8 protein-coding genes and 2 pseudogenes are annotated in these 14,112 nt (G+C 60.8%); 8 read left to right on the top strand and 2 right to left on the bottom strand.

Annotation, left to right across the window (positions count from 1 at the left end; all coding sequences use genetic code 11):
- Window positions 1–1,472: 1,472 nt before the first annotated feature.
- Window positions 1,473–3,953 carry a hypothetical protein gene (locus tag ACD590_RS36980; protein ID WP_239621081.1) on the top strand — a complete coding sequence of 827 codons (2,481 nt, stop codon included), beginning with the start codon at window positions 1,473–1,475 and terminating at the stop codon, window positions 3,951–3,953.
- Here the strand turns inward: ACD590_RS36980 and ACD590_RS36985 are convergent.
- Window positions 3,944–5,163, bottom strand: a protein-coding gene (locus tag ACD590_RS36985) for an IS3 family transposase (RefSeq protein WP_096772081.1) whose coding sequence is annotated in 2 segments (ribosomal slippage) — window positions 3,944–4,827 and window positions 4,827–5,163 — 1,221 coding nt in all. Because the reading frame shifts where the segments join, the coding sequence is not laid out codon by codon here. The genes ACD590_RS36980 and ACD590_RS36985 overlap by 10 nt on opposite strands.
- A gap of 1,428 nt (window positions 5,164–6,591) precedes the next feature.
- A pseudogene (locus tag ACD590_RS36990) lies at window positions 6,592–6,773 on the bottom strand (IS3 family transposase); the annotation flags it as partial.
- A 159-nt stretch (window positions 6,774–6,932) separates the two neighbouring features.
- Between ACD590_RS36990 and tssA the strand changes: the two are divergent.
- The 7 genes and pseudogenes from tssA to tssG all read left to right on the top strand — a co-directional run.
- The gene (tssA, locus tag ACD590_RS36995) at window positions 6,933–7,925 is read left to right on the top strand and encodes a type VI secretion system protein TssA (protein WP_007636664.1); all 993 of its coding nucleotides are present in this window, start codon (window positions 6,933–6,935) and stop codon (window positions 7,923–7,925) included.
- A 33-nt stretch (window positions 7,926–7,958) separates the two neighbouring features.
- Window positions 7,959–8,513 carry a type VI secretion system contractile sheath small subunit gene (tssB, locus tag ACD590_RS37000; protein WP_096772082.1) on the top strand — a complete coding sequence of 185 codons (555 nt, stop codon included), beginning with the start codon at window positions 7,959–7,961 and terminating at the stop codon, window positions 8,511–8,513.
- Between the two features lie 2 nt (window positions 8,514–8,515).
- On the top strand, window positions 8,516–10,003 hold the full coding sequence (gene tssC, locus ACD590_RS37005) for a type VI secretion system contractile sheath large subunit (protein ID WP_007636661.1): 1,488 nt from the start codon (window positions 8,516–8,518) through the stop codon (window positions 10,001–10,003).
- A gap of 115 nt (window positions 10,004–10,118) precedes the next feature.
- The gene (locus ACD590_RS37010; RefSeq protein WP_007636660.1) at window positions 10,119–10,652 is read left to right on the top strand and encodes an Hcp family type VI secretion system effector; all 534 of its coding nucleotides are present in this window, start codon (window positions 10,119–10,121) and stop codon (window positions 10,650–10,652) included.
- Between the two features lie 84 nt (window positions 10,653–10,736).
- Window positions 10,737–11,243 (top strand): type VI secretion system baseplate subunit TssE, encoded by a 507-nt coding sequence (gene tssE, locus ACD590_RS37015; protein WP_054185915.1) that lies wholly within the window; start codon window positions 10,737–10,739, stop codon window positions 11,241–11,243.
- Complete coding sequence (gene tssF / locus ACD590_RS37020) at window positions 11,243–13,129, top strand: type VI secretion system baseplate subunit TssF (RefSeq protein WP_096772083.1); 1,887 nt, start codon at window positions 11,243–11,245, stop codon at window positions 13,127–13,129. The genes tssE and tssF overlap by 1 nt, the downstream gene beginning before the upstream one ends.
- A pseudogene (tssG, locus tag ACD590_RS37025) lies at window positions 13,093–14,064 on the top strand (type VI secretion system baseplate subunit TssG); the annotation flags it as partial. The gene tssF and the pseudogene tssG, both read left to right, overlap by 37 nt.
- Window positions 14,065–14,112: the final 48 nt, after the last annotated feature.

Consider the following 14,112-nt stretch of genomic DNA (forward strand, 5'->3'; position numbering starts at 1 on the left):
GCCATGTCTTCGGGATCTGCCGGCCTCCCGTCACCTGAGCTCGATTCCGCAGAGCCGCCCCATGCCACAACAGCAGAAAACGGGACCCACGGTGATTGAGCGGCGTCCGAACGAGGCTCGGCAACCTGGAGCGGTCGATGGTTGCAGTCGCGTCCCTTGCGATCTGGTTAAGTCGCTTGAGCCCCTGATAAATTCTGACCTCCCGTCAGCAGTCGGTGCTCGACAGCTGACCCCTTGTTTCCTGAAGGCCATATCCCAGGGGGGTGAGCATGGTTGACTGGGACCCTCGGACTAAAGGGCAGGGCTCTTCGCGCGCGAAGGAGGGCCGGCACCCAGCGGATCAAAGAGCGCAGTCTTCAGTGGCGCGTGTCGATCACGTGGCCGACAACTTCAATTCGGACGACATCTGGCAAGAGAATCCGATGTTGCGTTACGTGGAAAGGCTAACGGGGCTTACCCGAGTACCCGTCGCCCCGGCAGAGACCGCGTTCAACCTCGCGAGCGCGACAGCGGCGGGAGCCAGCCCTCGGCAGCCAATGGATCAAAGCACGCAGCCTTTGGTGGCGTCTGCCGATCAAGAGGAGCTTTGGCAGGCGGTGGATCAAGCCGGTCCGCCGTCGGCCGCCAGCTTCAATTCACAGGACTTCTGGCTGGAGCCTTCTGAGTGGGCCTCTTGGGCTGCGTTAAGCGTCGACCAGCCAAGCCCGCCGACCGAGCTTCAAAGCCCTGAAGAACTAACCCCGCAAATGATGGCTGACATGACGGAACTGATGAGAGTTCCGGTCGCCCCGGCAGAGACCGCGTTCAACCTCGCGAGCGCGACAGCGGCGGGAGCCAGCCCTCGGCAGCCAACGGATCAAAGCCCGCAGCCTTCAGTGGCGTCTGCCGATCAAGAGGAGCTTTGGCAGGCGACGGATCAAGCCGGTCCGCTGTCAGCCGGCAGCTTCAATTCGCAGGACTTCTGGCTGGAGCCTTCTGAAACGGCCTCTTGGGCTGCGTTAAGCGTCGACCAGCCAAGCCCGCCGACCGAGCTTCAAAGCCCTGAAGAACTAACCCCGCAAATGATGGCTGACATGACGGAACTGATGAGAGTTCCGGTCGTCCCGGCAGAGACCGCGTTCAACCTCACGAGGACAACAGATGAATACAATAATGCCGATCGCATTATTCACCTCGTCGAGGGACAGCCGCTGGAGACTGGCCCTCAGCGCAGGGGGCTGCATGGCCTTGGGAATTTAGAAGCCTCGGCGGTTGCCAGGCCGACCGAGGTGCCGGGTGAAAGAGAGGAGCATTCGGCCATGTCCGAGGTGCCCGCGGAGCCCAGCGATCCGACCGGTGGCGGGCGCAAGAGGCAGACTACTGAGAAGGGCGCAGATCCCAGGCCCAGCCGCAAGCAAAAGTTTTATAATTTTGAAGCTTCGGCGGTTGCCAGGCCGACCGAGGTGACAGGTGAAAGAGAGGAGCATTCGGCCATGTCCGAGGTGCCCGCGGAGCCCGGCGATCCGACCGGTGGCGGGCGCAAGAGGCAGACTACTGAGAAGGGCGCAGATCCCAGGCCCAGCCGCAAGCAGAGGTTATATGCTCAAAGGCCGCTGGCGTTGGCGCCTGATCTCAGCGCCGCGAATGCCAGCATAATCGTGGGGGCCTCAACGGGCGATCTCGTCGATCGAGCGGCGTTCCAGACGGTGTCGGCCCAGGATCAGGCGAGGCTGGACGAAGTCGCCAGGCAGACACCGCGGCAGTCGAGGCAGAGCAAGGGGGCGTGGGCGGACGCGCTGAAGGCGGCCCATCCCGATCTCAGCGCCGCCGATGCCGCCGCCATCGTGGGCGTCGTAAAGCGGGTTATCGCCAGGAGGGCGGCGTTCCGGACGGTGTCGGCCCAGGACCGGGCGAGGCTAGACGAGATCAAGGCGGCGACACCGCAGCTGCCGGGGCAGAGCAAGGGGGCGTGGGCCGACGCGCTGAAGGCGGCCCATCCCGATCTCAGTGCCGCCGATGCCGCCATAATTGTGGGCACTTTTAAGGACGATATTGCCAGGAGGACGGCGTTCCGGACGGTGTCGGCCCAGGACCAGGCGAGGCTGGACGAAATCGCCAGGCAGACACCGCGGCAGTCGAGGCAGAGCAAGGGGGCGTGGGCGGACGCGCTGAAGGCGGCTCATCCCGATCTCAGCGCCGCCGATGCCGCCATAATCGTGGGCGCCGTAAAGCAGGATATTGCCAAAAGGGCGGCGTTCCGGACGGTGTCGGCCCAGGACCAGGCGAGGCTGGACGAAATCGCGGCGGCGACACCGCGGCAGGGGCGGAGCAATGCGGCCTGGGCGGACGCGCTGAAGGCGACCCATCCCGATCTCAGCGCCGCCGATGCCGCAACCATCGTGGGTGCCCTGAAGCAGGATATTGCTAAAAGGACAACGTTCCAAACGGTATCGGCCCAGGACCAGGCGAGGCTGGACGAGATCGCCAGGCAGACACCGCGGCAGTCGAGGCAGAGCAAGGGGGCCTGGGCGGACGCACTGAAGGCGGTCCATCCCGATCTCAGCGCCGCCGATGCCGCCGCCATCGTGGGCGCCGTAAAGCGGGCTATCGCCAGGAGGGCGGCTTTCCAGACGGTGTCGGCCCAGGATCAGGCGAGGCTGGACGAAATCACCAGGCAGACACCGCAGCTGCCGGGGCAGAGCAAGGGGGCGTGGGCGGACGCGCTGAAGGCGGCCCATCCCGATCTCAGCGCCGCCGATACTGCCACCATCGTGGGTTCAGTAAAGCATAATATTGCTAAAAGGGCGGCGTTCCAGACGGTGTCGGCCCAGGATCAGGCGAGGCTGGACGAAATCGCCAGGCAGACACCGCGGCAGTCGAGGCAGAGCAAGGGGGCGTGGGCGGACGCGCTGAAGGCGGCCCATCCCGATCTCAGCGCCGCCGATGCCGCCATAATTGTGGGCGCCTTAAAGGACGATATCGCCGTGAGGGCGGCGTTCCGGACGGTGTCGGCCCAGGATCAGGCGAGGCTGGACGAAATCGCCAGGCAGACACCGCGGCAGTCGAGGCAGAGCAAGGGGGCGTGGGCGGACGCGCTGAAGGCGGCCCATCCCGATCTCAGCGCCGCCGATGCCGCCACCATCGTGGGCGCCGCAAAGGACGAAATCGCCAGGAGGGCGGCGTTCCGGACGGTGTCGGCCCAGGACCAGGCGAGGCTGGACGAAATCGCGAGGCAGACACCGCAGCTGCCGGGGCAGAGCAATGCGGCCTGGGCGGACGCGCTGAAGGCGGCCCATCCCGATCTCAGCGCTGCCGATGCCGCCATAATCGTGGGTGCCGTAAAGCAGGATATTGCCAAAAGGGCGGCGTTCCGGACGGTGTCGGCCCAGGACCAGGCGAGGCTGGACGAAATCGCGGCGGCGACACCGCGGCAGGGGCGGAGCAATGCGGCCTGGGCGGACGCGCTGAAGGCGACCCATCCCGATCTCAGCGCCGCCGATGCCGCCATAATTGTGGGCACCTTTAAGGACGATATCGCCAGGAGGGCGGCGTTCCGGACGGTGTCGGCCCAGGATCAGGCGAGGCTGGACGAGATCAAGGCGGCGATACCGCAGCTGCCGGGGCAGAGCAAGGGGGCGTGGGCGGACGCGCTGAAGGCGGCCCATCCCGATCTCAGCGCTGCCGATGCCGCCATAATCGTGGGTGCCGTAAGGCGCGATATCGCCGTGAGGACGGCGTTCCAGACGGTGTCGGCGCAGGACCAGGCGAGGCTGGACGAAATCGCGAGGCAGACACCGCAGCTGCCGGGGCAGAGCAATGCGGCCTGGGCGGACGCGCTGAAGGCGGCCCATCCCGATCTCAGCGCCGCCGATGCCGCCATAATTGTGGGTGCCTCAAAGAAACGGATAGCCAGGAGGGCAGCGTTCAAGGTGATATGGAGTTGCCCCCAAAAGACCGGACATGCTCAGGTTTGAGATTGCGAGCTGATGAACTCGCGCGGCGATTGATATCCTAAAGCACTGTGTGGATGAAGATTGTTGTAATGCTCGAACCAGAATGGCAGTTGAGCGATGACGGTTTCAGCATCCGGGGTTGGATTGACCGAGACGTAGTCGCGCTTGAAGGTTTTGACGAACGCCTCCGCCATTCCGTTCGACTGTGGGCTTCGCACCGGTGTCGTGCACGGCTCCATGCCGATGTCGCGTAGCAAGGATGCGGTGTCCTTCGCGATGAAGCAGGAGCCGTTGTCGGTGAGCCATTCGATGGGCTCGGATAGCACGTTGATGCGGCCGAAACGGTTCTCGACAGCGGTGATCACGAGGTCCTGCACGTCTTCGCTTTTGATGCCCTGGGTGGTGGCGACATGGGCGATTGCCTCGCGGTCGCAGCAGTCGAGGGCGAAGGCGACGCGGACCTTCTCTTTGTTGTCACAGCCGATCTCGAAGCCGTCGGAGCACCATCTGACGTTCGAACGCTCGACGGCGACTTGGCCGTCGTGAAGGCGATCATCGACCGCTCCGGTATGACGCACCAGCAGCAGATTGTGCAGCTTCATCACCCGGTAGACACGCTTGGCATTGGGCCACGAACGCCCATCTTTCCGGGCATTCCGACGCAGGATGGCATGGACACGCCGATAGCCGTAGGTGGGCATGTCGGCGATGATGGCCTTGATGTGCTCCACCAGTTCTCGATCCGGGAGTGGCGGGCGTCCTCTGGCTCTGGAAGGGGAGCTTGCGGCACGCGCGGCGATATTCGAGCGGGCGACACCTAGAGTTTCGCAGACGGTCTTCATTCCAAAATCCCCCTCGGAAGAGAGAGCGAGCGCAACAGATGTTTTTTTGGGCCACCGGCGATTTCGAGAGCTTCCTTCAGGATTTCGCTCTCCATCGTCTTCTTGCCCAACAGGCGTTGCAACTCCTTCACCTGGGCCTGAAGCGCCCGGTATTCGGAAGCCGGAACAACCTCCTCTTCGGCGGCCGTCGCCGTCAGAGCCCCTTGGGACGCCAGTTTGCGCCAGGCGAACAACTGGTTCGGCTGGATGCCGTGCCGACGCGCGACGATGCTCACCGTCGCGTCCGCCTCATAGGTCTCGTGGATGATCGCGAGCTTCTCTGCCGTGCTCCAGCGCCGCCGACGTTCCGGCCCCCCGAGGACTTCCATCTTAAAATTGCTGCTAGTCATATTACCAACATTACTCCTACCCACTTAGCTAAGTGGTGGAGCATGTCCGGACCTTTCGGGGGCTAATTCAGCGTTCAAGGTGATATAGGACGGCTCATGGCTCATCACCACATTCCCTAGGAACTGCACCATCATGTGCGTTGGTTGTCCACCACGGGATTGCATGAGCATGTGAGAGCGCCGAATTTTTCTTCAGCCTGGAGGCCAATACCTGGCTCGAGATCGAGATTTAGGGGCACGACGGCCGGCGCATTCCGGCTGACTAACACGCCGAGAGCGACCTCGTCTTCGACGGCGCGGATCGCAGAATGTCGGCTCGCATGCCGCTGCGACCATCGGCCTGCTCCTCGCAAGATTGGCGCCAAGGCCGCCGTCGAACGATGACGAGGAGGCAAGTTTTCCCAAAACGTTCTTTAGCATAGAGGTAGAAGGATCGGTACAGCGGGGTTGCAGTGCCCGGGCGGCTAGGGTGACTAAGTGCGTGCACTCCACGACCGTCTAACGGGTTCGGTGTCCGTCAATTCGAAATCGCAGGGATCTGCACGAGAGACCGCGTGGTTGCCCTGCACGATTAATGGAAGCAGGGTCGACAGTCACGTTGGGGTCCGGTAGGTGCGCGGTAGAACGGGAGATTGGCGGCGGGATTCGATTCCTTTTAGAAGATCACGCAAAGCCGCATCACACCCATTGTCAATAGAATATACCGCGACGATGGTTATTAGACTTCGACTTCCGTCGAAAACGGCAATGGCGCTCGCGAAGGAGGCCGGCCGCTGCGAAACCCCGCCATCTCCGCACCCCACTCCTTCGCTCCAACTGGGAGCGAAATGAATGAGGCAACGTGCGAATCTCGGGGAGCATCGTTACATGCGGTCAATACGGATCTCATCTAGATTGTCGCCCTATAAGCCTCGTGCGGCGGTCCGGCGGAGCGCAGGAGATTACATGCCGTTGAAGTGCTCGAGGCGTTCTACCACTGACGGCGGGTCGCTGCACGCGCGATGGACCCGCCGGCTGGCCGCTCGTTCGATGTGGGGCCGCGCCCCGACACCCCCAAGACCGATCGCCGACGACGCCATCCACCTTATGCAGCACCCATTGCACACTCTGCGCTTCGAATCCTCCACTAGGCAGAGCGGCAGACGGCCGAATGGTTGCAGCTCCGAGGCTTTCTCGCGCTAGCAAGCTGAAGCGTTTGACCGGGTGGCGTGGACCTCGCACGTCGGCAATCTCGTATACCTCATCAGGTCAATTCGAGGCCAGCTGGCGTTGAGCTTCACATGTATCACACCAAGCCCGTCGCCTTGGTGCGGACCCTGGTGCTGGCGCGGAGGCGGCCGCGCGAAGACTCCGTAGTTGGAGGCCTTCCGGCTCACGTTTGCAACGGTATTCCGCAGGTTGCCCTTTGCACCGACTGCCCCCCGCGCTATCGGTGAGTTGATCCGACACGAAGTCCAGCGACCAACGATCATTGGCAGCCAGCGGGATCAACACCAACGCTTGCCTTTCGCTCGTTTCCGGCCATGGCGCTTGCGCATCGTGAGCTTCTCCTCCCGATGGAGCCGGAAGAGCTTCTTGTGGTTCACAAGGTGTCCTTTGCGCCTCAGCACATAGCTGCATCAAGATCCGAAGCGGCGGCGTTCACGCCCCAAGCATTCACGACATATACGAATGTCGATTGTGCATGAGCAATCGCGTCTGCTCATTGCTAAACGTTGAGAAACAGAGGCGCGACGATCTTTAATGTCGGGAAAACTGGGATTTTGGTCATGCTCGATGCAGATCATTTATTAAAACCGATCAGCGACGGCAACGCATGCGGGGATGCTCTCGATTACGATCTGAGCTTCCTGGAGCTCGAGATCGCGTCGCATGGCAAGCCGCACCAGCAGATAGGCGACTCCATCGCCACCGAGGAAGCTCCCAATTGGACAGAGGTGTGGCGGCTTGGCCTCGACCTTTCTGCCCGCACTAAGGATCTAAGAGTCGGCATCTTGCTCACACGATCCGCCCTCAGTCAGTTCGGCTTCCCTGGTCTAAGTCAGGGGCTTGAGCTGCTCGCGGCCTATGTCGAGCTCTACTGGTCAGAGCTACATCCGCGACCGGATCCAGAAGATGACGGAGATCAGACCGTTCGCCTCAACGCTCTGGCAAGCCTCTGCGATCTCTCCGGGATCTTGGCGGAAATACGCCAAGTTCCACTCACCGCCTCCAGGCAATTCGGGGCATTTACGCTCCGCGATTGGGCTGGTGCGCTACGGTCGCAGTCTGCGGAAGTTGATCGTTCGACTATCGAGCTCGCTTTCACCGACACCGACCCACTGCAGCTCGAGCAGATCAGCACTGGTCTCGACGCCAGCCTAGCAGCCGCCACCGATCTAGACGCGAGTGTTCGGCGGCACGTTGCGAGTGACGAGGCCGTTCGATTCGACCCTCTGATAGTGCTACTCACCCAGGCCAAGGATCTGGTCGACGTCCATCGGAAAAGGGCCCAGCCTGCCGCCGCGGCATCTCCATTGCCAGACTCCAGCAAGGCCCCATACCCCGACGTGATCCGCAACCGCGATGACGTTGTCGAAATCCTTGGCCGCATTTGCCACTGGTACCAGGTGAACGAACCCGCGAGCCCGCTATCAGCCCTTCTGGAGCGCGCGCAGCGACTTGTCTCGAAGGACTTCATGGCTCTTGTCAAAGAGTTGGCGCCAGAAGGGGTTGCCCAGTACCGCTCGATTGCCGGCCTGGCGGTCGATGAGGGCACGTGACGTGCGTAATCTTCCTAATCAGGAGTGGAACACATGACAAAGGCGAGTAGTCAAAAGTTCATCGCGCGGGTTCGTCCGCCTCGCGTACAGATCGAATACGACGTGGAGACCTATGGCTCTCAGAAGAAGGTTCAGCTTCCCTTCGTGGTCGGCGTGATGTCCGATCTCGCTGGCAATGCTGCCGAGCCGCTTGCTCCTGTCGCGGAGCGTAAGATGATGGAGATCGATATCGACAATTTCGATGATCGGCTCAGATCGCTGAGGCCCAGGGTGGTGATGCGGGTGCCGAACCTATTGACCGGAGAAGGCCAACTCGCTGTCGACTTGACCTTCGAGCGGCTCGAAGATTTCTCGCCGGCGGCCGTGGCGCGCAAGGTCGACAGCCTTAGCAGGCTGCTCGAAGCGCGAACGGAGCTCTCCAATCTGCTGGCCTACATGGACGGGAAGAACGGTGCCGAAGAGTTGCTCACCCACTTCCTCGCCGATTCGGCACTGCTAAGCGCCCTCGGCAGTGGCATCGAGACTGAGAAGCCTGATGCAGTGGTTGCCGCTCCGCCATTGGCATCCCCAGACACAGAGGAGAACTGATCGTGACGCCTGCAGATGCCACAGATGTACAGGTCGCCACCGTTGATCTCGGCGATTTCACCCGCATGCTTCGATTCGAGTTCAGGATCCGCTCGGACCACTCCCGTGACTTGGTAGAGAGTGCCGTCCGAACACTGGCCGAGCAGGCACTTCAAAACACGTCGCTGATCAGCGACGATGTCGTCGCGACTATCCAAAAAATGATTGCTTCGATCGACCAGAAGCTTTCTGCGCAACTCAACGAGATCCTCCATCACGAAAATTTCCAGCGCGTGGAATCAGCTTGGCGGGGCTTGCATCACCTTGCCCTCAACACCGAAACCGATGAGACGTTAAAGATTCGCGTTCTCCCAGTTTCAAAGGTGGAGATGTCCCGAACTTTGCGGAAATATAAGGGTGTCACCTGGGATCAGAGTCCGCTATTCAAAAAAATCTACGAAGACGAATATGGCCAAATCGGCGGTGAACCCTATGGCTGCCTGATTGCCGACTACTATTTCGACCATACCCCACCGGACGTAGAGTTGCTTTCGGGACTCGCGCAGATCGCGGCGGCGAGCCACTCACCGCTTATATCTGCCGTCTCACCACATCTGCTGCAGATGGATTCTTGGCGTGAGCTTGCGAACCCGCGTGACATCACCAAAATCTTCCTCACTCCCGAACATGCTCCTTGGCGAGCGTTCCGCGAAAGCGAGAACTCGCGGTACGTGGCCCTGACCTTACCACGCACCCTTGGCCGGCTGCCCTACGGGGCCAAAACCAACCCGGTCGATGAATTCGCCTTCGAGGAGGACACAGACGGCGGCGACAGCGAGAAATACCTTTGGACGAACGCAGCCTACGCCATGGGCGTAAATATCACGCGCTCGTTCAAGCTCTATGGCTGGCTCTCCAGAATTCGTGGCGTCGAATCCGGCGGCCTCGTCGAGGGCCTGCCGGTACATACCTTCCGCAGCGACGACGGTGGCGTCGACCTAAAATGCCCCACTGAGATCGCGATCAGCGACCGCCGTGAGGCCGAACTCTCCAAAAACGGTCTTCTACCGCTGTTGCACCGCAAGAACACGGACCTCGGCGTATTTATTGGCGCTCAGACTATTAACAAGCCGGTCAAATACGAAGACCCCGACGCGTCAGCGAACGCCGAACTCAGTGCCCGGCTACCCTACATCTTCGCAACCTGCCGCTTCGCACATTATTTGAAGTGTATGGTCCGGGACAAGATTGGCACGTTCAAGGAGCGCCACGAGGTCGAGGAGTGGCTCAACCAATGGATTCAGGGCTACGTCCACCCCTCGCCCGAGCTTGGGAGCGAAGAGAGTAAGGCACAGCAGCCGCTCTCCTCGGCCGAGGTCAAGGTGGAAGAGGTCGAAGATAATCCCGGATATTACGTTGCGAGATTTTACATGCGGCCACACTATCAGCTCGAAGGCCTAACCATCTCTTTGAGACTGGTCTCGCGCCTGCCATCCGCCCGCAAGGGCTGAGAAAACCCGCAGATGATTGTGCTCCGTTCTCGGCGCCAAAACTCGGGAATGGCTGCCCTGGGCTGGCCGATGCAATCCAGGCCCAATCAGATCAACGAGATAAGGAAAATCCATCATGGCGTTCGACGCGGTTATAAAGTTCACGCAGGCGTCCAAGGACGGCATTTTGCCCAAGGGCGAATCTATCATTCTAAAGGACGGTATCACGCTAGCGGACGAATGGAGCTTTTCACTCGAAAACAAGCTGAACATTGGGCCTCATACCGCCGGGGCGGGCGCGGGCAAGGCCGAATTCGAGGTCTTCACTATCAAGAAGCAGGTGGATACGTCATCGCCCTCTTTGTACGTTGCCTGCGGTCGCGGCGCCCACTTCAATAACGTTGAACTAAAACTTTTCAAAGCGACGGGGAGCGGACAAGCTACATCAGAATCGAACCTGTTCTTGCACTGGAGTTTCAATATGCTGGTAGTCGAGAAGGTCGAGTGGTCCTATGCGGAAGAGGCCCCCGAGGAGACGATCACATTCCGGTTCGGCGCCTGCAAGGTCATCTATTACAGGCAGGATGAAAAAGGCGCTCTTACCAAAGCAGGCGAGGGCATCTGGAACCAAATCGCGAACAGTACCGACTTCAATAGGCTCGTCGGCTGATGGGGCCATCGGGAACGGGAATATTCCGGGCCGCGCGCGAAAACGGCGGATCGCCTCTTCGATATTGCACCTGGAGATTGTAACATGGGCAGAGATGTTAAGCGGGATCTCGTGCAACCATCCCTCCTGGACCGGCTTACGGACGATGAGCCGCGCAGCTCGTGTGAAGCGCAGGACAAGCGCAGTTTCTCTGTTCGCCAACTGGAAGAGGTGATTCTACGCGATGTTTCCTGGTTGTTGAACACCAACCAATTGGGTGCAACCGTAGATCTACAAGCGTACCCTCACGTAGCGGCCAGTGCACTTAATTATGGTGCCTGGCCTCTCAGCGGACAAATTCGCGAAGGCATGGATAAGAGCGCATTGCGCGAAGCGATAATCGAGAGCCTTCAGCGCTTTGAGCCGCGTCTCTTACCGGACACCCTCAAGGTGACGGTCCTGGACGATGGTCAGGGTTGCGGCACTTTTCGCTTTAGGATCGAAGCCGATCTGTGGGCGCAGCCATTGCCGGTGCGAATGGTGATGCGTACGGAGGTAAACTCCGAGCTCGCATCCGCCCGCGTCCTTCATCTCGGTACAGAGATAAGCTGATGGATCCCCGGCTCCTGCGACTGTACAACGATGAACTTGCTTATATGCGCGAGATGGGGGCCGAGTTCGCCCGCGCATTCCCGAAGGTCGCCGCCCGGCTCGGGATGGAATCAGTGGAGGTCGCCGACCCCTACGTCGAGCGGCTTCTGGAAGGCTTCGCTTTCATGGCGGCGCGGGTGCAATTGAAGCTTCAGTCTCGCTTTCCGGAATTCACCCAGCACCTCCTGGAGATGGTCTATCCGCATTTTCTACCGCCGCTCCCGTCGATGACGATCGTGCGCTTCGAGCCCGACCAGGAGGCCGGACGACTTGAGAATGGATACGTCGTGCCGCGGGGAACCAAGCTTTTGGGCCGCCTTGCTCCGGGTGCCGTCACACATTGCGAGTTCCGCACGGCCCATGATGTGCATCTCTGGCCAATTGTGGTAAGCGCTGCCGATTATTTTTCGACGCCGGGGCAGATCGCCGCACTGGATCTTCCGGCCCGGCAAGATGCGAAGGCTGCTTTGCGACTACGCCTTCGCACCACCAATGGCATGCCGTTCAATAGACTCGCACTAGACGCTCTCACACTGCACCTAACAGGCCCCGGTGGCATCGGCGCCGCACTCGCCGAACAGCTTCTCGGTGACGCATGCAATATCATAGCCCGTCCGGTCGGCCGGCCCATCCCTTGGCAGGAAAAGATTCCGGTTCATGCGCTGCAGCAGCGCGGTTTGGAGCCGAGCTGTGCTCTCCTGCCCGAGGTGCCACGCTCTTTCGACGGGTACCGTCTCCTACAGGAGTATTTCGCCCTCGCGGAGCGGACGTTGTTCGTCGAGGTTAGCGGGCTGGCAGACGCAGTAGCCCTGTCAACTGCCGAGACCCTTGAGATCGTCTTCGCACTTGGACGTGTCGAGCCACGGCTGGAACGACAGCTCGGACCCCAAAATATCGTTCTCTTCGCAACGCCCGCGATTAATCTGTTCGAACGCCAGGCAGATCTCGTCCACGTGAGCGACAAGAACACCGAACATCATGTGATTGTTGACAGGATGAGGCCGCTCGACTTTGAGGTCCACTCGATCCTCGAGATGAGCGGAGACGGGGCGAAAAACGAAGCGGCTCCCGTGAGGTTCTACCCGTTCTATAGCATCAGCGCGCACGGTCAGGAGGAGCAGCATTCCAGATACTACGCGATCCGGCGGGAGCAGCGCCTCATGTCGGAGCACCAGCGTCTAAATGGCGCGCGGACTGGCTATATCGGCAGCGAGACGTTCGTTTCTCTAGTTGATCGCCAGGCGGCTCCCTATTCGGCGGAACTCCGGCATTTGTCTGTAAACTGCCTGTGCTCGAACCGGGACCTGGCGCTGCTGCTGCCGATTGGCCGGGACGAGACAGACTTCACCCTGGAAATCGGCGCTCCAGTTACCGCCACCCGGTGCGTATCGCCCCCGAGCCGACCGCGCCACTCTTTCGCCAATGGCGATATCACCTGGCGATTAATTAGCCATCTCTCACTGAACTACCTCTCGATCAGCAATTCCGATAGGAACGACCACCGGGGCGCAGAAGCGCTGCGTGAACTCCTCCGCCTCTACGTCGATCCAGTCAATGCCTTCGCCTCACGGCAGATCGACGGGATCCGGGAGATCCGGTCCAGGCCTGCGGTCAGGCGATTGTCCAGCGGTGGACAAGCCGCCGTAGCACGTGGGATTGAGGTTGGTATCATCCTGGACGAAGCGGCCTTCGAAGGCGTTGGCATCTTTCCGCTCGCCTCCGTGCTCAACCAGTTCTTCGCAAAATACGTATCCATCAACAGCTTCACCGAGATGGTCGTCTCGACGCTACAGCGCGGGGAGGTAATGCGATGGCCGACGATGGCCGGCCGCCGGGCGATCCTTTGATTTCGGGGGCACTCGGCGACTTCCTAAGCTCGCTTGGGGCCGAGCCGCATGCCTGCGACTTCTTCCAGGCTCTGCGGCGGATCGATGCAATCAGCTCAGATCGGCCTCGGCTGGGAGAATCGAGCGGTCCCAGCCTGGATCGTGTGCGGATCGCCCAGCAGCCCTCCCTTGCATTTCCGACTCGATCGATCGCGGGCGTGACTGCGCACGAGGAGAACGATCCCGTAATCTCCACCTACGCCTTCGGCTTGTTTGGACCCCACGGTCCCCTCCCATTGCATCTGACGGAGTACGCCCTTCTCCGGCAGCACAACGCCGCGGATGAGACGCTGATCCGATTTGCTGATACCTTTCATCATCGAATGGCCTCGTTCTTCTTCCGCGCATGGGCGGAGGGCGAACCGACCGTGAGCTATGACAGGCCACAAGAAGATCGATTTGCCCTTCAGCTCGGCGCGCTAGCCGGCTTCGGGATGACCTCCCTGCGCGCGCGGGATGCTATGCCCGATCTGGCCAAACTCCACTTCACCGGCCGTCTCGCCTCACACACCCGCAACGCCGAGGGGCTCGCTGCCATCCTCGCCAGCTTCGTCGAGGCGCCGGTTGATATCCGTGAATTTGTCCCAAAATGGGTCGAGCTGCCCCGCATATCGCTCTGCCTCCTGGGCCGCGACCCGGGCACGGGTACGCTGAACAGCACGGCTGTTGCAGGTGCGAGGATCAAAGTGTGGCACCATCGGTTCCGACTCATTGTGGGTCCCCTCAGCCTGGCTCATTACGAGTCGCTTCTGCCCGCAACTCCCGGCCTCAAGTCGATAGCGCAGATCATCTCCAACTACCTTGGAGATGAACTGGACTGGGAGATTAACCTCGTTCTTCGTCAGGAGCAGGTCCCGGAAGTGCAGTTGGGTCGCTGCGGCAGACTCGGTTGGTCCAGTTGGATGGGCAAGCGGAAAAGGCGCCAGCACGCCGATGACTTGACA

Origin of the sequence: Rhizobium sp. 862_C5_N1_2, from assembly GCF_051811205.1 — a bacterium.
Classification (GTDB): domain Bacteria; phylum Pseudomonadota; class Alphaproteobacteria; order Rhizobiales; family Rhizobiaceae; genus Rhizobium; species Rhizobium leguminosarum.

What these genes read in the sequence shown, in the direction of transcription:
- ACD590_RS36980 (WP_239621081.1), top strand. Translation starts at nt 1,473, where the DNA reads ATGTCCGAGGTGCCCGCGGAGCCCGGCGATCCGACCGGTGGCGGGCGC.
- tssA (WP_007636664.1), top strand. Translation starts at nt 6,933, where the DNA reads ATGCTCGATGCAGATCATTTATTAAAACCGATCAGCGACGGCAACGCA.
- tssB (WP_096772082.1), top strand. Translation starts at nt 7,959, where the DNA reads ATGACAAAGGCGAGTAGTCAAAAGTTCATCGCGCGGGTTCGTCCGCCT.
- ACD590_RS37010 (WP_007636660.1), top strand. Translation starts at nt 10,119, where the DNA reads ATGGCGTTCGACGCGGTTATAAAGTTCACGCAGGCGTCCAAGGACGGC.
- tssE (WP_054185915.1), top strand. Translation starts at nt 10,737, where the DNA reads ATGGGCAGAGATGTTAAGCGGGATCTCGTGCAACCATCCCTCCTGGAC.
- tssF (WP_096772083.1), top strand. Translation starts at nt 11,243, where the DNA reads ATGGATCCCCGGCTCCTGCGACTGTACAACGATGAACTTGCTTATATG.